This is a genomic window from Oleiagrimonas sp. C23AA, from assembly GCF_011759385.1.
GTDB lineage: Bacteria > Pseudomonadota > Gammaproteobacteria > Xanthomonadales > Rhodanobacteraceae > Oleiagrimonas.
Genome location: NZ_JAARLY010000010.1, coordinates 111,977 through 132,310 on the forward strand (window position 1 = coordinate 111,977; position 20,334 = coordinate 132,310).

Sequence of the window (20,334 nt, forward strand, 5' to 3'; positions counted from 1 at the left end):
CCTTTCCCGCTGGCCCAAGCGCGCCAGCTTGCACCACACTGCCCGCAGGAGCCAACGCATGACACACCGCCTTTGCACATTGTTGCTGGTCAGCCTGCTGCTGAGCGCCGCCACCACGGCCGCCCAGGCCCGCGCGCGCATGTTCCGCATCGACACCGTGCACAGCCAGGTGCTTTTCAGCGTCGATCACAACAGTTACTCGCGCCCGGTCGGTCGATTGCATATCCAGGGCGGCTGGCTGCGTTTCGATCCGGATGACTGGAGCGCCTCGGCCACCGAGATCACACTGGATGCCACGTCCGTAGACATGGGCAATGCCAAATGGAGCCAGGTGGTCTGCGAGCACCAGTTTCTGGACTGCAAGGACTATGCGCTGGCGCATTTCCATTCCACCTCGGTCACGCGCACCAACAAGCACAGCGGCATGCTGCACGGCGTGCTGGATATGCGCGGTCACCAGCTGCCGGTGGATATCGCCTTCACCCTCAACCGTCTGGGTGCGACCATTTTTGAAATGCACACCGTGGCCGGCTTTTCCGCGCGCAGCGCGCTTGACCGCACCCGGCTGGGCATGACTTCGCACACCGGCTCGATCGGGCGCAACGTGAAGATCCGGCTGGAAGTGGAAGCCATCGCCGACAGCAGCGCGCGCCGCGATTATCAATCGGCGCAGACCGACACTCACAAGGCGAAGCATCCATGAGTCTCAAATCCACGGCGCAGCGCTGGGGCGCCATCGCGCAGCTGGCGCACTGGCTGGTCGCGGTATTGATCATCGCGCAGGGCATCCTCGGCCTGGTGATGGTCGAGCTGCCCAAGCGGCCCAGCGTGTTCGCCATCTACAATCTGCACAAGTCGCTGGGCCTGACCATCCTGGCGCTGGCGCTGCTGCGCCTGATCTGGCGCGCGTTCGACCGGCGCCCGCTGGACCCGCCCGGCATGCCGCGCTGGCAGCGCGTGATCTCGCACGGCACCCATCACCTTCTCTATCTGCTGCTGTTCGCGGTGCCACTGTCGGGCTGGTTGTTCGATTCGGCCAGCGCGCTGCGTCCGCTGTTCTGGTGGAACACCATCCGCATGCCCAGCCTGACCGGCGGCCCCAGCCCGGCGCTGCGCCACCTGGCGGGCGAAACCCACGAAACCTTGTTCTGGATTCTGGTAGCGGTGGCCGCGCTGCATATCGGTGCCGCGCTCTACCATCATGTATTCCAGCGCGACAACGTGCTGCGCCGCATGCTGCCCTTCACCCGCCTGCGTCCCGAACCGGAGAACCTGCCGTGACCATCCGCACTGTTTTCGCCTCGCTTGCCCTGCTGCTGGCCTTGCCGCTGGCCGCGCACGCCACCAACTGGAAGGTCGACCACACGCACAGCTCGCTGGGCTTTTCCGACAGCTACCAGGGCGAAGCCTTCCATGGTGTGTTCAAGGACTTCCAGGCGCAGATCGCCTACGATCCGGCGCATCTGGATCAGGCCCATTTCGATGTCAGCGTGAAGCTGGCCAGCGTCGATACGCAAAGCCCCGAGCGCGACCAGACCCTGACCGGCGAAGAGTTCTTCAACACCAGCGCCCACCCCACGGCGCATTTTGCCAGCGGCGCCTTCACCCGCGACAGCGCCGGCCAGGTCACGGCCACCGGCACGCTCAGCCTCAACGGCGTCAGCCACCCGGTCACGCTCAAGGTCGATTTCCACCAGGGCGCCGGTGCTTCCTCGACGCTTACTGTCACCACCACGCTGAACCGGCTCGATTACAAGCTGGGCACGGCCAGCGACTGGAATGCCATCGGCAAACAGGTGGCGGTCAAGGCCACGCTCGCCCTCAGCCCGGCCAGCGGCACTTAAGCATCGACTGTCTAGGGTGAAGGCATGAGTTTCACCACCGCGCTGTGTCCATGAAAAGCATCGACGCGCTATGGCGGCGCCTGCGTTGGCGCCGCCCCGAGGCCACCACGCCGCAGGTGGCGCCCAGCGGTGAACCGGGCCGGCATACCCGTGTGGCCGACAGCCTGCGCGCACTGCTGGACGATCCCAACATCAGCCCGCCACTGCGCAGCGAGTTGGCCGGCGAGTTCCGTCGCATCGAGCTGATGCTGGACAAGCTTGGCCGCGAGGAACTGCACGTGGCGGTATTCGGCCGCGTCTCGGCGGGCAAATCAGCGCTGTGCAATGCGCTGCTGGGCCGCGCCGCGTTCGAGGTCGGCGTGCTGCACGGCACCACTACACAGGCCGCGCACGCGCCGTTGGACGAAGCCGGCCACGAAGGCCTGGTGCTGATCGACACGCCGGGCATCAACGAACTGGACGGCCAATCGCGCGAGCGCCTGGCGTTTGAAGTGGCCGAAGTGGCCGATCTTGTGATCTTTGTCGCCGATGGTGACCTGACTCGTGACGAGCGCGATGCCCTTGCCGTGTTGGCGCAAACCCAGCGTCCGCTGTTGCTGGCGCTGAACAAGGCCGACCGTTACGACGAAGACACCCTGGCCGACCTGCTGGCGCAACTGCGTGCACGATGTCAGGGCCAGGTGCAGCCGCAAAACATCATCGCCGTGGCCGCACAGCCAGCACCGCTACGCGTATTGCGCGAACAGGCCGACGGCAGCGAGATCGACATCCACGAGCCGCGCCCGCCCGATGTGGCCACGCTGCGCCAGCGCCTGCTGGCCATTGCCGAGGCCGAGGGCAAAACGCTGTCGGCCATCAACGCCGGCCTTTTTGCCAGCCGGCTCAGCGATCAGGTCAACACGCGCATCGCCGAAAGCCGCCGCGAACTGGCCAGCCGGGTGATTCGCCAGTACTGCATCGCCAAGGGCGTGATGGTGGCGCTCAACCCCATTCCCGTGGCCGATCTGCTGGCCGCTGCCGGGCTGGATGCAGCCATGGTGGTGCAGCTTTCGCGCGTGTATGGCCTGCCGCTGACGCGCAGCGAATCGGGCCGGCTGGTCGCGACCATCTGCGCGCAGCTGGTCGCGCTGATGGGCGCCGTGTGGGGCATGCACCTGGTCGCCTCGGCGCTGAAGGGCCTGAGCGCCGGCTTATCGGTGCTGATTACCGCCGCCGCCCAGGGCGCGCTGGCCTGGTACGCCACGGTGCTGATCGGGCGCGCCGCCGAGCATTACCTGATCCACGGCAAGAGTTGGGGCGAGCACGGCGCCAAGCGCGCAGTGGCCGATATTGTGGCCTCGCTGGATCGCGATTCGATTCTGCGCGAGGCACGCGAGGAAATCATCGCGCGCCTGAAGCGCCAACGTCAGGCCTAGTCCAGAAAGGCCCGCACCGCCGCAGCATCGAACGGCCAGTCCAGCTCGGCGCCATCGGCGCGGCGCAGCACCGGCACGCGAATACCGTAGCGCGCTTCCAGCGCATCGTCCTGGTCAATCCACTGATGCTCCGGCTCGGGTGCGCCGGCTTCGGCCAGTATCGCCAGCGCCTGGTCGCAGAGGGGGCAGTGATCGCGTTGAATCAGCAGCGGTGCGTTCATGCAGCCAGCTTAGCGGCGCCGCACGCTCTTGTCGTGGCGCCCTTCGACACGCGGCGATTGTGACATTAAATAAGAATCGTTATCATTTAATCGTTCGCCGTGCCAGCCGACGCCAGCCGCGGTGCCTCCTCGTCACCATCCAGGGGCCACAATCTGATGTCCATCCACCGTCTTTGCACGGGGCGCCGCGGCGCGCGCGTGCTTTCTCCTTCCCTTTTCGCGCTGGCCTTGGGTTTGGCCGGCATCGCACCCGCCTTCGCAAAGCCCGCCGCTGCGGTGCGCGCGCAGGCCTTGCCGGCCATCGACGCCGGCCCGCTGCGCCAGGCGTTGGCGCGCTGGCAAGCCTTGAGCGGCGAAACGCTCGACCTTGAACACGCCGCCATCGGCGACCGGCAAAGCCCCGGCAGCCGCGCCGGCGCCTCACCGCGGCAGGCGCTGGAGCAAGTGCTGGCGGGCAGCGGCCTGGTCGTCGCTGGACGTGTGCGCGGCCATTGGCAGGTACGCGCCCTGAACGCCCAGAACCTGGGTGGCGTGCACACCACGGCCACCGTGGCCGGCATGATGACCGAAGGCAGCGGCAGCTACACCAGCGCCGCCGAAACCACCGCCACGCGACTGCCACTTTCCCTGCGCGAGACACCGCAGACGGTCAGCGTGATCACCCGCGCGCAGATGGACGACTTCGGCCTGGACAACGCCAGTTCGGTGCTGGCCAATACCACCGGCGTGCACGTGGAAAAGGTCGAGACCACGCGTATCTACTACAGCGCGCGCGGTTTCGACATCACCAATTTCCTGGTCGATGGCGTCGGCATGCCGCTGGTCAACGGCGCGCAATGGGGCGACATGGATACGGCCCTCTATGATCACGTCGAGGTATTGCGTGGTGCCAATGGCCTGCTCTCGTTCACCGGCAATCCCTCGGCCACCATCAACTTCGTACGCAAGCGCCCGACCGCCGATTTCCAGGGCAGCGCCTCGCTCACCCTGGGCAGCTGGAACCGCCACCGACTGGACCTGGATCTTTCAGGCCCGCTGAACCAAAGCGGCAGCGTGCGCGGACGCCTGATCGCCGCCGACGAACACACCGACAGCTACCTGGACCGTTATTCGCTGCACAAGCAGGTGATCTCCGGACTGCTGGAGGCCGATGTCGGCGCCGACACCACGCTCAGCGGCGGCATCACCTACCAGCGCAATCAGCCCAAGGGCGTGATGTGGGGCGCGCTGCCGCTGTACTACACCGACGGCAGCCCGACCCATTACGCGCGTTCGGCCAGCACCGCCGCCGACTGGTCGTACTGGAACAACACCGACCTTCGCGCCTTCGCCGAACTGGAGCACCACTTCGCCAACGGCTGGTCGCTGAAAGCCACCGCCAGTCACCGTCGCTTTACCGATGTCAGCGATCTTTTCTACGTCTACGGCACGCCGGATCGCCAGACCGGACTGGGCCTTTTCAGCTACCCCTCGCATTACTCCGATGGCGAAAAGCAGGATTTTGTCGACGTCTCGGCTCACGGCAACTTCAGCCTCGGCGGGCGCCAGCACCAGCTGGTGGCCGGGGTGAACTGGGCGCGTGATCGCGACGATGAAATTTCCCGCTACGGCAACGATATAGGTACTCCACTGCCGCCGCTGAGCGGCTGGGACGGCGACTATCCCAAGCCGGCCTTCAATGCCTCCAGCGACGGCGCGAACTTCGACATCCACCGCCGCAGCGCCTACCTCACCGCGCGCTGGAATCTGGCCGACGCCTGGAAACTGATCACCGGCGACAGCCTCACCCATATCCAGAGCACCGGGGCCAATTACGGCGTACCGCATCGCTACCAAAGCACCCGCAACACGCCGTTCGCCGGCCTGGTCTATGACATCGACCAGCACCTTTCGGCCTACACCAGTTACGCGCGCATTTTCAGCCCGCAGACCGAGATCGACGCCGACAACCGCGTGCTGGCACCAATCACCGGCAGCAACCTGGAAGCGGGCATCAAGGGCGCCTGGTTCGACCAGCACCTCAACGCCAGCCTGGCCGTGTTCCGCACGCGCCAGAACCACACCGCCGAACAGGCCGGCTTCAATCCGGATACCGGGCAAAGCTACTACCGCGGCATCAACGCCACCTCGCGTGGCTACGAGCTGGAAATCGCCGGCCGCCTGGCACCCGGCTGGCAACTCACCGGCGGCTACACGCAACTGGGCATCGTCGGCGACGATGACGCCAATGTGCGCACCTACGTGCCACGGCGCACCGCCCACCTGGCCACCAGCCTGCGCGTCCCCGGCGTACCGGCGCTGAAGGTGGGCGCCAACCTGCGCTGGCAGGGCGATATCTATCGCGACCAGGCCGCCACCGACACCCAGGGCCGCGAGATCTTCACGCGCCAGTCCAGCTATCTGCTGGTCGGCCTGATGGCCAATCTTCAGCTTGCGCCGGATTGGCAGCTCACGCTCAACGTCGACAACCTCACCAACCGCAAGTACATCAACAGCCTGTACTGGGACCAGAACTTCTACGGCCCGCCGCGGCACTGGTCGCTGCGCGTGGACTGGCACTTCTAGGCCATCCCATCGGGGTGCGGGGCGGCGCATCGGGCGGCCTCGCCCCGTGCCCCGATTGCTGCGGCGCATGGTTGGAGTGCCACCGGCAAGGCGTACAATGGCCGATCGCCCGCATTGAACGTCTTTTTCGTATGGCAGTCAGCATTTTCGACCTCTTCAAGATCGGTATCGGCCCCAGCTCCTCGCACACGGTCGGTCCGATGCGCGCCGCCGCCCGCTTCACCGAACACTGGCTGGCCGGCAAGGGACTGCTGGAGCGGGTCAGTCGCGTGCGCTGCGAGCTGTACGGATCGCTGGCCATGACCGGCCGCGGCCACGGCACCGACAAGGCCGTGCTGCTGGGCCTGGAAGGCGAATGGCCCGACCGCGTGGACCCCGATGGCATCGACACCACGCTGGCGCGCATCCGCGAGCAAGGCCGGCTCAAGCTGCATGGCGAGCACGAGATCGAGTTCAAGGAAAAGCGCGACCTCATCTTCAACAAGCGCCAGAAGCTGCCCTTCCACACCAACGGCATGCGCTACAGCGCCTACGATGCCGAAGGCAACGAGCTGGCCAGCCGCGATTACTACTCGGTCGGCGGTGGCTTTGTGGTCAATCACGATGAAGCGGCCGAAGACCGCATCGTCGCCGACACCACGCCGCAGCCGTATCCATTCAGCAGTGGTGACCAGCTGCTGGCGCTGTGCGAGCAGCATGGCCTGAGCATCCCCGAGCTGATGCTGGCCAACGAGCAGGTGTGGCGCAGCGAACAGGAAACGCGCGAAGGCCTGCTTACGGTGTGGCAGGCCATGCAGGAGTGCGTCAATCGCGGTCTGCGCTCGCCCGGCACCCTGCCCGGTGGCCTGAAGGTCAATCGTCGCGCCCCGGCCATGGCCGACGAGCTGCGCGAGCGCCCGGAAGCCAGCCTCAAGGATCCACTGACCATTCTCGACTGGGTCAATCTCTACGCGCTGGCGGTCAACGAGGAAAACGCCGCCGGCGGGCGCGTGGTCACCGCACCGACCAACGGCGCGGCCGGCATTTTGCCGGCGGTACTGCACTACTACGACCGCTTCTGTCCGAAGTCCGATACCCAGGGCATTCTGGATTTTCTGCTGACCGCCGGCGCCATCGGCATTCTGTACAAGGAGAATGCGTCGATTTCCGGTGCCGAGGTCGGCTGCCAGGGTGAAGTCGGCGTGGCCTGCTCGATGGCCGCCGGCGGCCTGACCGCCGCGCTGGGCGGCAGCACGCTGCAGATCGAAAACGCCGCCGAGATCGGCATGGAGCACAACCTGGGCCTGACCTGCGACCCTATCGGCGGACTGGTGCAGATTCCCTGCATCGAGCGCAACGCCATGGCCTCGGTCAAGGCCATCAACGCCAGCCGCATGTCGCTGCGCGCCGATGGCAAGCACCGCGTGTCGCTGGACAAGGTCATCAAGACCATGCGCGACACCGGTCGCGACATGAAAGACAAGTACAAGGAAACCTCGCGCGGCGGCCTGGCCGTCAACGTGATCGAGTGCTGAGCCATGCCTAAGGAAACCGCTTGAAGAGAAGGGCCGGTCATGCCGGCCCTTTTTCTTTCAAAGGCGCGAAAGCAGCCAAGGCTTGAGGCTCAAATGCCGTCCACCGTCCAACGCTTTGCCGACTCGTGCCGATAGCCACGGCGTTGCGGCCGCCCCGCGTCGAAAAGAGGCCCCACAACAGCCGGCGGATCGCTTGGGCGTCTTGCCGACGCCCATACTCCCTGTTTCAGCTTTCGCCGTGTTTTTTCGGCACCGGCACCTTGGCCACCTCATCGCGCAGCTGGTGCAGCTGCTTGAGCCTCAAGCCGGTAGCCACATCGGACATGTGATCGGCCACATGCGTCAGGTTGTGCTTGCTATCAAGCCGCTGGGCCACGGCAAAGTTGTACCAGGCCTTGGCGGGATCGGCGGTGACGCCCTCACCGTCTTGATAGGCCAGACCCAACGCGTAATAGCCGTAGGCATCGTGCTGGGCGGTCGCTTTGCGCGCCCATGCCAGCCCCTGCAAGGGCTGCTTGGGCACCTTGTCCTGACCGCTGACCAGGTACACCGCCAGCGTACCTTCGGCACTGGCATCACCCTGCGCGGCGGCGGCCCGTAACCAATGCAGCCCCTTGGGTATGTCAACCTGCCCCAGCATGCCTTTGAGATAGAACACACCCAGCGCTTTCTCCGAAGCGGGATTGCCGGTCTGCGCGGCGCGCTCAAACCAGTGGCGGGCTTCTACCTGGTCTTTGGGCAAAGAAAACGTGCCGCTCAGGCGTGCCATGCCCATGAACATCATGGCCGCCGGCGAGCCCTTGTCGGCGGCCTTGTGCAACCATGCCACACCCTTTTGGCGATGACCCTCGAGCATGCCCTGCGAAAACAGCAGCCCCCCGTAGGTGGCCATGTGCTCGGCCGAGCCGTCGGCAAGGCTGGCGCGCATCCACTTAAGCGCCTTGGCCATATCGCGCGGCACGCCGGTCCCGCCCATGTAGGCTGAGCCAAGCATCCATTCGCCGTCGGTATTGCCCTGCAGCGCGGCCTTGCGGAACCATGCCGTGGCGGCGGCCTTGTCGGCCTTGCTGCCCTCGACCAAATGCCGACCCCAGGCCACCTGCGCCTGGGCATCGCCCTGCTCAGCGCGTTGATGCACCGCCTTGAGCGATGCCGAAACTTCGGCCTGCGTCGGCACCGAGCCGATACTCAGGACGAGCGCCAATGCCGCTGCCAGACCCAACGTACGTGAGGACATCCCTGCCTCCTTGCCGGTCGATGTGATGGTGGCCTTTGAAACTACGCTGCAGAGGCGGCAAATACCAGCCCTAGTCGGCCTGCACCACGCGCGCACGGCCGGTCTGCTTGGCCCGATAAAGCGCCTCGTCGGCACGACGCAGCAGGCTGCTGACATCGTCGCCATGGCGCGCCCAGGCCACGCCAATGGAACAGGTCACGGCCAGGCGCGTATCGCCGTCCAGATAGATCGCCTCGATCACCGGCGCGAACAGCGCCTCCAGATCCTCGCGCAGATCCAACCCCGGCCAGACCAGCAGGAACTCCTCACCGCCATAGCGGCCCAGCGCCACCCCGCTGCCGACCAGCTGGCGCAGCTTCTGCGCGCCCTGCACCAGCACCGCATCACCAGCCAGATGGCCGTAGGTATCGTTGATGCGCTTGAAATGATCCAGGTCGATCAATGCGACCGCCAGCGGGCGCCTGTCGCCGGCGTGGCCGACCATGGCATCGACCAGCGCCTCGACCACCGCCCCCCGGTTGAGCAGGCCGGTCAGCGCATCGTGGCTGGCTTCGTATTGCAGAGCCTGACGCGCCGCCTCCAGGGCATGCTTGTCGGCCTGCAATGCACGCGTGCGCTCCTCGACCAACCGCTCCAGCTCCGCCTGACGGCGCAACAGGTGCGCATGGCGCAATCGCGCCAGCCACCAAAACGCCGCCAGCACCAGTAGGCCATAGGCCGCCCAGGCCCAGCGGCTGCGCCACCACGGCGGCGTAATCGCGATGCTGAGCGCGATCGCCGGCGAATGGGCACGCAAGGCCGGATCCTGCCAACGCGCCTGGAATTGGTAATTGCCCGCACGCAACGCGGCGAAACGCACCGCCTGCAAGCGTGTGCTCTCCCACGGTGCGGACGTTTCACCCGCCTCGAGCAAACGGTACTGCAGCTGTTGTGAACCCGGATGGGCCAAGCCGGTGCGCGCCAGATTCACGCTCAAGGCCTCGCCATTCCAGGGCAATGCGCTGGCTGATCGCCCCTGCAACATGCGATGACCATAGCGGGCACTCAGCATCACCGGCGCGGTCATGGCATCGGGAATCAACGTGGCCGGGTCAAGCAAGTGCGAGACGCCGCCGCTGGTGCCAATCCAGATCGAACCATCGGCGTCGACGTGAAACGCCCCCGGCGACATGTCGTTCCAGGCCAGGCCATCTTCGCGATCCAGTCGCCGCCAGCCATGTCGGGTGCGCACATCCATGCCGGCATCGCTGCCCGCCCAGAGACGGCCATCGCCATCCACCTCCAGCGCGTAGAGCGCCGTGTGCGCCAGCAGTTGGTCATGCACGGCATGCACTTTGAGGTCTGCTCCATCCGATAGCGAAGCCCAGCCCAATCCACGATCGTCCGAGGCCAGCCACAGCCGGCCATCGGGCGTGGTCGCCACATCGACCAGCCCGCTCCAGACACCGGCGCCGTGCAACCCGATCCGGGTGAAGCGATCATGCGTCCATCGCAACAGGCCGTGACTGGTAGCCAGCCATAATCTGCCCGCCGCGTCACGGCAAGCACCCAGATAGTTGGTGTCCGGCGGCAACCCCGTATCGGCACTTTGCACCTGCGGCGCATCCGAAGCGGTGGCGTCGATGTGATAAAGCGCGCCATGGGTCCCCAGCCAGAGCTGTCCGTGGGGGCCGAACAGCGCAAATTTGGCCCAGCCCAGCTCGCGAGCAACCCGCTTTACCTTGTGCGTGTCCAGGTCGTAGCGCAGCACGGTGCCATGATTGAGCACAATCCACATGCGCCGCCCCTGCGCCAGCAACGCCATGGCATCGATCCAGTCGCGCCTGAGCAAGGCCTTGGGCCAGGGCGCAAGCGTGGTCTGGCCCGGACGCAGAAGATTTCCATAACGCTGATTGCCCAGCCACAGCACACCATCGGCGTCACGCGCGATGGCCCAGGTCGGCACACTGTCCAGGTGCTGCGCACGGGTCCAGTTGCGGATGCGGCCATAGCCACGCCAACGCATGACGCCGCGTCCGGCAGTGGCCAGCCACAGCGCACCATCGCTGCCAAACGCCATGTCGTGGACTTGCGCCGACTGCAGGTGTTCATCATCACCGAACACCTGCCAGCTCTGGCCGTTCCAGCGCTGCAACCGGCCGCGTCCGGCGGTTACCACGCGGCCGCGCGCATCGACCAGCAGATGCTCGACCGGATCGACGCTGGCAACGGCCTGAAAATGCCCGGCACCGGGCGTGCGGTGCAGCAGATGGTGCAATCCGCCCACCCACAAACTGCCGTCGGCTGCCACACGCATGCTTATCCACGTGTCATCGGGCACGCCTTTGGAGATGTCCCAGACACGGGTGCCGGCACCGGTACGCTCGCACAACGCGGCGCCGCAACTGGTCCAAAGGTGCCCCTCGAACCATTGCAGCGGACCGTCGGTCAGCGCGCCAGGTGTCAACGCGCGCGGCCATTTCACCGCTGTCAGCGCGCTGGCATTGACATGCCACAGCGCTCGCTGGTGCCGCAGGTAGATGCCATTGGCGCCGTCGCCGGTGAGGCGATAGCGATCATCCACCGGCAACTTGGCCACTTGTTCCAGGCCACCGTCGCGCCAACGGTACAGGCCGCGTGAGGTGGCCACCCAAAGACTGCCATCCGGCGCCAGGTGAAGGCCGTTCACGCGCAGATCCAACGGATCCAGTCCGGTATCGACCGGCACGAACATGTGGCCATCAAACCGGAACAGGCCGGCGTCGGTGCCCACCCAAAGCACGCCATGCGCATCACGCTGCATCACATTGGTGGCCAGACTGGCCAGACCCTGATCCTGGGTAAAGCTTTGCAGGTCGATATCCTGCTGCGGCCGCACCGGCGCTTGAGCCCCAGCGCACGCCGCCGCCAACCCGAGGCCGGCCACCAGCACCCGCACTACGGCATTCATGGCTCGCCCTATGCGCCAACGCACGTTTCGTCCCCTGTTCAGCCCAGCGCCACACGCCACTGCATGCGCACACCAAAACCACCGACACATGCCGGTGCCGCCAGTCATTCTGCCGCAAGCGGTCACAAACCGCAGCGCTTGCAACACGGCGCACGGCTCCCCACTAAGGTTTCAACGCCCTGTCGATTCGCCACTCATGCGCCGCAACCGTTATTTCGATCCCGACAAGTCGCACCACACCGAAGACGGCTTTCGTGCCCTGCAGCCATTTTCGAACGGACCCGGTGATTTTCGCCGCTGGCAGCGCGAGCGTCGCCAAGAGCAGCACCCGAAACCACCCGAGAAGGGCTATCTTGCGTTCGAACAACGCTGGTGGCAGGAGGCCGACTTCGATGGACACGGTGATGCCTTGTGGTGGCTGGGCCACGCCAGCGTGCTGCTGCGGCTGGACGGCCTGACCGTACTGACCGACCCGGTACTGGGCCAACGAGCCTCTCCGGTATCGTTTGCCGGCCCGCGCCGGCGCACGCCACCCGCCGCGCGGGTGAAACAACTGCCACCGGTCGACGTGGTGCTGATCTCGCACAACCATTACGACCACCTGGACCGCGCCACCGTGCGGCAACTGGTTCGCCGCTTTCCGGCGGCCTGTTTCCTGGTCCCTCTGGGACTGGCCCGCTGGCTGCGCAGACACGGAGCGCAGCATGTTTTCGAACTGGACTGGTACCAGTCGCACACGCATCGCGGCACGCGCTTTACCTGCGTGCCGGCCCAGCACTGGAGCGCACGCACGCCGTGGGACCGCAACCGCACGCTATGGGGTGGCTGGGTGATGCAGCATCATCGGCTGAGTTTCTATTTCGCCGGCGACACCGGCTACGCGCCGCAGCTGGCCGAGATTGGCCAGCGTCTTGGGCCCATCGATCTGGCCGCGTTGCCGATCGGTGCCTATGCGCCGCGCTGGTTCATGTCATCGCAGCACATCGACCCGAATCAGGCGGTACAGCTGCATCGCGAGCTGGGCATCGGCCGCTCGCTGGCGATCCACTGGGGCGCCTTCGAACTGGCCGACGATGCGCTGGACGAACCGCCCCGCCAGCTCAAGCGCGCGCTGCGCGAACATGGCGTGTCCAGCGCCGATTTCCGGTTGATGCCGATCGGCGCGCGCTGGTCACTGTGACGCGTTCTGCGGCGCCCAATCCGGCTGACGCGAGGTATGGCCAATGCCCGGATTGAAGCGATTGCACGGATCCAGCTCGCGGAAAAAGCGCTGCTGCGATTCGGCCGCCGGATACAGGTGCCCCACGTTGTGCTCGGCTGGATAACGCGCGCCACGCGTATCCAGAATGCCCAGCATGCGCTGCTCCAGCGCATGCACATCGGTGCCCTTGCGCACGATGTAGTCCTGATGCAGCACATGGCAAAGGAAGTGTCCGTAGTAAAGGCGATGGCTGATCGGTGCGGCGATATCAGCCGGCAACTGCTCGAACCAGTCCCGGTCGTTGCGGCGCAGGGCGATATCCAGCGCCAGAATGTCTTCGACCTCATCGCGGTGCACGCTGCGATAACGCACCGCTGCCCCCGCCGCAGCAAAACGGTGCAGAAATGCCGCCTGCCCTTCGTCGGCGCTGCAGGCAAACCAGCCGCCATCATGGCTTGAGAACAGCGCTTCCAGTGCCTTTCGCGTGTCGGCCTCTTCCCCGGCCGAAACTTTCAGCATCAGATGATGCTCGTAACGCTCGCGCCACTGACGCAGGCGATGCGGCAGATGATCGCCGGCCAGGCGCGACAGACGCTGCAGTATCCGGTCGCTCAGGGCGGCGCCGAGGTGCAGGCGCTCACCGATGCTGTCGAAACGGCTTTTCAGCGCGAAGAAACGCGGCAGCCGCCGGGTGCCCAGATGGCGTATGGCCAGAAAGGTGTCCTTGCCATAGTGGTCGGCCATGTCGAAGGCATCGCGATGCATGTATTCGCAGGCAATCGGCAGATGCTTGAACTGGCCCAGAATCTGCCGGCGCAAGGCGGTGAAGGCGCGGGTGTCGTTGCTGCCCAGGTAGAACACACGGGTGTCGGCCTCGGCGGCGAAGGTGTCCAGCCGCACCGCCATCACCGCCACACGCCCGGCCGAGCCGGAAGCCTCGCGCAGGCGCCGGGGATCGGCATTGAAGCGCGCCGGCGTGTCGGCATCGATCTGGCGCACGTGCTCGGCGTAATCGTGATCCGAACCGCAGGCCGAGCCCTTGGCCGTCACCGGTGGCAGTTGTCCGCGATCGATGCGCGAGAGCTGCTCAAGCGGATCGTCACCCAGTGCCATGCCCAGATGATTGACCAGCCGCAGCCGCCCATCGGCGCCCAGCTGCGCATACAGCGCCATTTCGGTGTAGGCCGGACCGCGCCGCACCAGCGAGCCGCCGGAGTTGTTGCAGATGCCACCGACCACCGAGGCGCCCAGACACGAGGAGCCGATTACCGAGTGCGGCTCGCGACCCAGCGGTGCCAGTTTGGCCTCCAGCCGGTCCAGCGTGGCACCTGGCAGGCACAACACCTGCCGCCCGCCGTCGAGCAGATGGATGGCGCCGATGCGCAGCGTGCTGATGATGACCACCGGCCGCCCGTAAGCATCGCCATCCGGCGTCGAGCCGCCGGTCAGGCCGGTATTGGCCGCCTGCATGATGATCACGACATCGGCGTCGACACAGGCCTGCAACACCTGCCACAGCTGCACCAGCGAACCGGGACGCAACACCGCCAGCACCGGCCCGCTGCCGTAGCGGAACCCTTGGCGGAAACGTCGCGTGGCACTGTCACCGGTCAGCACATGGCGCCGGCCCAGGTGCTGGCGACAATGCTCCAGCAATGTGTCGGTGGCACCGGTCATCACTTGGGACTCCTTGTCAGCCCAGCCCCAGTTGGCCCAGACGGGCCGCCTCGACCAGTTCGATCCAATAGCCGTCCGGATCACGCACGAAGGCCACATCCTTCATCTTGCCCTGCTCCGGGCGCTTGACGAACTCCACACCATTCACGTCCATCCAGGCCACCGCCGCATCCAGATCAGGCACCGAGAAACAGATGTGCCCGAAGCCCTGCGGCTCATCGTTGCCGTTGTGGTAGGCAAAGTCGTCCCGGTCCTCGCTGCCCCAGTTGTGGGTCAGCTCCAGAATGCCGCGCTGACGAAACGTCCACTCGGTGCGCGCCGACGCTTCGTCAGGTACCTGCAGCTGCTCGTCCGGTCCCAGCTGCGCCAGGAAATACAGCGAGAAGCCCAGCTCGGGAAAGTCCAGCTTGCGCAGCAGGCGCATACCGAAGATGTGACTGTAAAAACCAAGCGCACGCTCGGGATCTTTCACCCGCAGCATGCTGTGGTTGAGCCGGAAGCCATCGGTGGCCTGCGGCGCGGGGCGCACTCCGGGAGCGGTTTCACCGGTGAAAGCCATGTCAGTCTCCTTGCAAATCGCTGTACGAACTGGCCGCCTTGTCAAAGGCATATCCTTTAAGAAATGCGCGCGTCACGGCGTATCTCAAGGGCGACCTTTGTCGCAGCATCACGTGCGACGACCCATGACCTGTGCCGGATGACATCTTGCCGCGGCTCTGCGACTATCGTTCGCTTTGTCATGCTGGTCCGCGCTTCGAGCGGACGCTGTGAAGGAAACGGTATGTCCAACGAATCATCGATTCGCCGCGACGTCGGGCCTTGGGCGCTGATGTTCACCGGCCTGGGTTCGATCATCGGCTCGGGCTGGCTGTTCGGCGCCTGGAACGCGGCCAAACTGGCCGGACCCGGGGCCATCTGGGCCTGGGTGCTCGGTGCGGCCATCATCATGACCATTGCGCTGACCTACGCCGAACTGGGGGCCATGTTTCCGGAAACCGGCGGCATGGTGCGCTACGGTCACTACTCGCACGGTTCGCTGGTCGGCTTCATTGCCGGCTGGGCCAACTGGATCGCCATCGTCTCGGTGATTCCGGTCGAGGCCGAGGCCTCGGTGCAGTACATGTCCGGCTGGCAGTGGCCCTGGGCGCAGAGCCTGTATCACGTGAGCAACGGCGTCGGCGAGCTGTCCAGCGTCGGCCTGATGCTGGCGGCGGTGCTGGTGGTGATCTACTTCCTGCTCAACTTCTGGAGCGTGAAGCTGTTCGCCAGCTCCAACTCGGCCATCACCATCGTCAAGCTGTTCATTCCGGCGGTGACCGGCATCGGCTTGATCGCCAGCGGTTTCCATCACGAGAATTTCAGCGTCGGCGTCAACGGTGGCTCGCACACCAACGACTTCGCGGCCATTCTGACGGCGGTGGCCACGGCCGGCATCGTGTTCAGCTTCAACGGCTTCCAGAGTCCGGTGAACATGGCCGGCGAAGCGCGCAACCCTGGCCGCAACATTCCCTTGGCGATCATCGGCGCCATCGTGCTGGCGACCATCGTCTACGTCTTGTTGCAGGTGGCCTACCTGGGCTCGGTGCCGCAGCAGATGCTGGCCAAGGCCGGCTGGCATGGCATTGATTTCAGCTCGCCGTTCGCCGAGCTCGCGGTGATCGTCAACCTGAACTGGCTGGCCATCCTGCTGTACGCCGACGCCTTCGTCAGCCCCAGCGGCACCGGCATGACCTACACCGCCTCCACCGCACGCATGATCTACGGCATGGAGCGCAACGGCACCCTGCCGAAGATTTTCGGCACCGTGCATCCGAAGTGGGGCACGCCGCGTCCGGCCATGTGGCTGAACCTGGTGGTGGCGTTCATCTTCCTGTTCTTCTTCCGCGGCTGGGATTCGCTGGCGGCGGTGATTTCGGTGGCCACCATCATCTCCTACCTGACCGGTCCGGTCAGCGTGATGACGCTGCGCCGCACCGCGCCGGAACTGGCCCGCCCGTTCCGCCTGCGCGGCCTGTCGATGATCGCCGGCGTCGCCTTCATCATGTCGGCCGAACTGCTGTACTGGGCCAAGTGGCCGCTGACCGGCGAGATCATCCTGCTGATGGTCGTGGCGCTGCCGATCTACTTCTATTACCAGGCCAAGCAGGGCTGGAAGGACTTCGGTCGCCACATGAAGGGTGCCTGGTGGCTGGTGTTCTATCTGATCGCCCTGGCCGCCGTGTCGCTGATCGGTTCCTCGCAATTTGGCGGCATGAACATCATCCCCTACGGCTGGGACCTGGGCGTGGTGGCCGTCATCGGCCTGGTGTTCTACCTGTGGGGCGTGAAGTCCGGCTGGCGCACACCGACCATCGAGGCGGTTCGCCTCGAGGCCGAACTCTCGCCCGACTCGCCGCATACGCCGCCGGAAGACGATGACGCCCGCGCCATCGCCGACCAGCTGCACCACGGCAAGTAAGCGCCGTAAATACGTGTCACCGAAGCCCCGCCAGCGCTGGCGGGGCTTTTTTATGTGCTTTCAGGCGCGCGACACACGCTGGGCAGTAGCCGTTCGCTAGTGCTGATGCAGGAGTCTACGCACGAGCACAACGGCCGCACCTTGACGGCGTCACCCATGCGACCTATTTTGTAACCTACAAGTTACTTTTAGGTTCGTTGGTATGGAAACCCGTTCCGCTGGCGTCTCGATCGACCGCGTCAGCGCCACTTATCGTCACTTGATGTGGGGCTGGCTCCTGTTCTGGCTGGCCTTCCAGACACCTGATGTGATGCGCGAATTCTTCGGCCACCCTGTCGCCACATGGGCCCAGGGGTTGCTGGGTATCAGTAGCCTGGTGGGAGCGATCGGCTCGATGGTCTACGCAACGCGCGTCCTCAAGCTGAAAAGGCAGGCCAAACACGACCCCATCGTCGCTGCCGCATGGGCCGATGAGTACGCCGTCAGCCTGCGCAGACGAAGCACGATCTGGGGCTATCTCACCACGGTAACCTACTTGCTCGTGATCCAGCTGGCCGATCAGATACACGCCGTACGCATGGTGGCCATGGGCTGGCTGCATCTGGGGCTGCTTATAGCCACGGCGACACCAGCCATCGTCTTTCTCGTCCTGGACCGGGTCGCCGCCGAATGAGCCCCGGGCTTGGCAACCGCCTCAAGGTGCTGCGCGCCGAACGAAACTGGACCCAGGCCGAGCTCGCCGAACGCGCCAGCGTCACCCGCAAGACCATCAATACCATCGAGCGCGGGGTATTCGTGCCTTCTACCGTGCTCGCCCTGCGTCTGGCCCGCGTTTTCGGTGTACCGGTCGAGGCCATTTTCCATCTGGATGAATCGGCAACCGATCCACCCAGATCATGAGGTCGAGCCGGTACGTCTAGGCGAGAGAGCACCGGAACGAGAAACTACAGGGCCGCGGTGCAGGGGCGGCTTTTGGCCACCCAGAAGCCTAGACGCCCGCCAGCTCCAGCACGTCGCCCAAAAGCGCCTGCGCGGTGACTTCCGGGCCGGCGCCGGGGCCCTGGATGACCAGTGGCGTGTCGTGATAACGCGTGGTGGTCAGGGCGAACTGATTGTCGGTACCGGAAAGACGCGCCGCCGGATGATCGCCGGGCACGGTGACCAGACCGACGCGGGCATGGCCGCGCTGGTTGAGCCGCGCCAGATAGCGCAACACACCGCCGCGCTCGCGCGCCTCGGCCAGCAACGCCGCCATCGGCGCATCCAGCGCCTGCGCCCGGTTCAGGAAGTCGGCGGTGGAAAGCTCGCGCAGCGCTTCGGGCACCAGGCTTTCGACCACCACTTCGTCTTCGGCAAGGTGAAAGCCGGCGTGGCGCGCCAGCGTCAGCAGCTTGCGTGCGACATCGTCACCGGAAAGATCCGAGCGCGGGTCGGGCTCGGTAAAACCCAGCTCGCGCGCCCGCTGCAACAACGCCGAGAACGGCTGCGAACCATCATATTGATTGAACAGCCACGACAGCGAGCCGGAAAACACGCCCTCCAGCGTCAGCAGCGCATCGCCGCAGCGCTTCAGGCGCTTGAGGCTGGAAATGACCGGCAACCCGGCGCCCACCGTGGCCGAGCCGCCGTAACGCGCGCCACTGTTCAACGCCGACTCCAACGCTCGCCAGCCGGCCAGCGAGCCTCCGGAAAGCGCCTTGTTGGCGGTGACCACGTGATAGCCGGCGGCCAGCCACTGCGGGTGGCGCTGACACAGCTCTGCCGACGCGCTGGCATCGATCACCACCTTGTGCGCGGCGTCACTGGCATCGAGCGCGGCCAGCAGGGCCGCATCATCCCGAGGCTGGCCACTTTGGCGCAGCTCCTCGCGCAGACCCCTACGTGCCAGCGCCTCGGGCTCGGTTTGCTGGCGCCGCGAGTTGGCAGCGCCGACCAGACGCAAATGCGCGGCCGCCGGGGTGTTGAGCATTTTCAAGAACGCGCCGCCGACCACACCGGTACCCAACAGCACCATGGCAATGCTCTGCGCCTGCACAGGCGCCGCTGCGACGTCCGCGGATTTTTCAGACAGCACCGCGCTCATGCACTGACCTGCTTGAGCGTGGCCTGTTTCACCGCCAGCGCGCGCTTGAGACCGGCTTCAAGGTCGGCGATCAGATCGTCGCCATCCTCAATACCGATCGACAGGCGCAACAGACCATCGGCAATACCCGCCGCGTGGCGCGCTTCGGGCGTCATCGCCGCGTGTGTCATCGACGCAGGATGCGCCACCAGGCTTTCCACGCCACCCAGCGACTCGGCCAGCGAGAAATAGGCCAGACCATCCAGGAAGGCGCGGATCGCCGCTTCGCCACCCTCCAGCTCAAAGCTCAGCATGGCGCCGAATCCGGACTGTTGGCGCGCTGCCAGGGCATGCTGCGGATGCGAAGCCAGCCCCGGGTAATACACCGCCTGCACCGCCGCATGGCCATCCAGCAGCTCGGCCACACGTGCGGCATTTTCCTGGTGCGCGCGCAGGCGCGGGCCCAAGGTGCGCAAACCGCGCAGGGTCAGGAAGCTGTCGAACGGCGCGCCGGTCATGCCCAGGCAATTGGCCCACCACTTGAGCTGATCGGCCAGCTCCGGCGTGGCGCCGATGGCGGCGCCACCGACCACATCGCTGTGACCATTGATGTACTTGGTGGTTGAATGCACCACCACATCGGCGCCCAACGTCAGCGGCTGCTGCAGCGCCGGCGAAAGAAAGGTGTTGTCGACCACGCACAGCGCGCCCACCGCATGCGCGGCCTGCGCCACGTGGCGCACATCGGTGATGCGCACCAGCGGGTTGGACGGGGTTTCCACCCAGACCAGGTCAGGGTTTTCAGCCAGCGCCTCGGCCAGCGTGGCCGGGTTCGTCAGATCGGCAAAGATGACCCGGAACCGTCCCTTCCTGGCCCAGGCGTCGAGCAGGCGCCAGGTGCCGCCGTAGCAGTCATTGGCGGCCACCACCAGGCCGCCGGCCGGCACCAGTTCCAAGGTCACCGAGATCGCGGCCATACCGCTGGAGGTGATGACTGCACCAGCGCCCTGCTCCAGGTCGGCCAAGGCCGCGGCCAGTTGATCGCGGGTCGGATTGCCGCTGCGCGAATAATCGTAGGCGCGCTTCTGGCCCAGATCCTCGAAGGTGTAGTTGGTGGACAGGTGCAGCGGCGGGACCACGGCGCCATGCTGGGTATCGGTTTCGATGCCGGCGCGAACCGCGCGGGTGGTGCTGGCGGACGGGATGCTCAT

At 65.7% G+C, this 20,334-nt stretch carries 17 protein-coding genes; 10 read left to right on the top strand and 7 right to left on the bottom strand.

Annotated features, from left to right (window positions below):
* The first annotated feature begins 58 nt into the window (after window positions 1–58).
* The 4 genes from HBF24_RS15540 to HBF24_RS15555 are packed head-to-tail and all read left to right on the top strand — an operon-like array spanning window position 59 to window position 3,259.
* A complete protein-coding gene (locus HBF24_RS15540) occupies window positions 59–703 on the top strand; it encodes a YceI family protein (RefSeq protein WP_167174926.1) in 645 nt (214 codons plus the stop codon).
* A complete protein-coding gene (locus HBF24_RS15545; RefSeq protein ID WP_167174929.1) occupies window positions 700–1,281 on the top strand; it encodes a cytochrome b in 582 nt (193 codons plus the stop codon). The genes HBF24_RS15540 and HBF24_RS15545 overlap by 4 nt, the downstream gene beginning before the upstream one ends.
* Complete coding sequence (locus tag HBF24_RS15550) at window positions 1,278–1,844, top strand: YceI family protein (RefSeq protein WP_167174932.1); 567 nt, start codon at window positions 1,278–1,280, stop codon at window positions 1,842–1,844. Before HBF24_RS15545 ends, HBF24_RS15550 begins: the two co-directional genes overlap by 4 nt.
* Before the next feature lie 50 nt (window positions 1,845–1,894).
* A complete protein-coding gene (locus tag HBF24_RS15555) occupies window positions 1,895–3,259 on the top strand; it encodes a GTP-binding protein (RefSeq protein WP_167174935.1) in 1,365 nt (454 codons plus the stop codon).
* Here HBF24_RS15555 and HBF24_RS15560 read toward each other — a convergent pair.
* Window positions 3,256–3,480, bottom strand: a complete 225-nt coding sequence (locus tag HBF24_RS15560) for a glutaredoxin family protein (protein ID WP_167174938.1) — start codon at window positions 3,478–3,480, stop codon at window positions 3,256–3,258. The genes HBF24_RS15555 and HBF24_RS15560 overlap by 4 nt on opposite strands.
* A 198-nt stretch (window positions 3,481–3,678) precedes the next feature.
* On the opposite strand from HBF24_RS15560, the gene HBF24_RS15565 reads away from it, so the two are divergent.
* Together HBF24_RS15565 and HBF24_RS15570 are read left to right on the top strand one after the other, a co-directional pair.
* Window positions 3,679–6,045 carry a TonB-dependent siderophore receptor gene (locus tag HBF24_RS15565; protein ID WP_343162782.1) on the top strand — a complete coding sequence of 789 codons (2,367 nt, stop codon included), beginning with the start codon at window positions 3,679–3,681 and terminating at the stop codon, window positions 6,043–6,045.
* A gap of 131 nt (window positions 6,046–6,176) precedes the next feature.
* Window positions 6,177–7,559 (top strand): L-serine ammonia-lyase, encoded by a 1,383-nt coding sequence (locus tag HBF24_RS15570; RefSeq protein WP_167174941.1) that lies wholly within the window; start codon window positions 6,177–6,179, stop codon window positions 7,557–7,559.
* A gap of 226 nt (window positions 7,560–7,785) precedes the next feature.
* On the opposite strand, the gene HBF24_RS15575 is transcribed toward HBF24_RS15570, so the two are convergent.
* Both HBF24_RS15575 and HBF24_RS15580 read right to left on the bottom strand, forming a co-directional pair.
* Window positions 7,786–8,796, bottom strand: a complete 1,011-nt coding sequence (locus tag HBF24_RS15575; RefSeq protein WP_167174944.1) for an SEL1-like repeat protein — start codon at window positions 8,794–8,796, stop codon at window positions 7,786–7,788.
* Window positions 8,797–8,866: 70 nt separating this feature from the next.
* Window positions 8,867–11,725, bottom strand: coding sequence for a diguanylate cyclase (locus HBF24_RS15580; protein WP_167174946.1), 2,859 nt, complete (start codon window positions 11,723–11,725; stop codon window positions 8,867–8,869).
* A gap of 196 nt (window positions 11,726–11,921) precedes the next feature.
* On the opposite strand from HBF24_RS15580, the gene HBF24_RS15585 reads away from it, so the two are divergent.
* A complete protein-coding gene (locus HBF24_RS15585; RefSeq protein WP_167174949.1) occupies window positions 11,922–12,905 on the top strand; it encodes an MBL fold metallo-hydrolase in 984 nt (327 codons plus the stop codon).
* On the opposite strand, the gene dld is transcribed toward HBF24_RS15585, so the two are convergent.
* Together dld and gloA are read right to left on the bottom strand one after the other, a co-directional pair.
* A complete protein-coding gene (gene dld / locus HBF24_RS15590) occupies window positions 12,897–14,603 on the bottom strand; it encodes a D-lactate dehydrogenase (protein ID WP_167174952.1) in 1,707 nt (568 codons plus the stop codon). The two genes, HBF24_RS15585 and dld, sit on opposite strands and share 9 nt — an antisense overlap.
* A 16-nt stretch (window positions 14,604–14,619) precedes the next feature.
* A complete protein-coding gene (gene gloA, locus HBF24_RS15595; protein ID WP_167174956.1) occupies window positions 14,620–15,162 on the bottom strand; it encodes a lactoylglutathione lyase in 543 nt (180 codons plus the stop codon).
* A 222-nt stretch (window positions 15,163–15,384) separates the two neighbouring features.
* Between gloA and HBF24_RS15600 the strand changes: the two genes are divergently transcribed.
* From HBF24_RS15600 to HBF24_RS15610, 3 genes are all read left to right on the top strand, one after another.
* Window positions 15,385–17,061, top strand: coding sequence for an APC family permease (locus tag HBF24_RS15600; protein WP_167174959.1), 1,677 nt, complete (start codon window positions 15,385–15,387; stop codon window positions 17,059–17,061).
* A gap of 202 nt (window positions 17,062–17,263) precedes the next feature.
* Window positions 17,264–17,734: a hypothetical protein gene (locus HBF24_RS15605; protein WP_167174962.1), complete on the top strand. Its 471-nt coding sequence runs from the start codon at window positions 17,264–17,266 to the stop codon at window positions 17,732–17,734.
* Window positions 17,731–17,961, top strand: coding sequence for a helix-turn-helix transcriptional regulator (locus HBF24_RS15610; protein WP_167174965.1), 231 nt, complete (start codon window positions 17,731–17,733; stop codon window positions 17,959–17,961). The genes HBF24_RS15605 and HBF24_RS15610 overlap by 4 nt, the downstream gene beginning before the upstream one ends.
* Window positions 17,962–18,049: 88 nt before the next feature.
* Here the strand turns inward: HBF24_RS15610 and HBF24_RS15615 are convergent, their stop codons facing one another.
* Window positions 18,050–19,144 (bottom strand): homoserine dehydrogenase, encoded by a 1,095-nt coding sequence (locus HBF24_RS15615; RefSeq protein WP_167174968.1) that lies wholly within the window; start codon window positions 19,142–19,144, stop codon window positions 18,050–18,052.
* Window positions 19,141–20,334: a cystathionine gamma-synthase gene (gene metB / locus HBF24_RS15620; RefSeq protein ID WP_167174971.1), complete on the bottom strand. Its 1,194-nt coding sequence runs from the start codon at window positions 20,332–20,334 to the stop codon at window positions 19,141–19,143. Before metB ends, HBF24_RS15615 begins: the two co-directional genes overlap by 4 nt.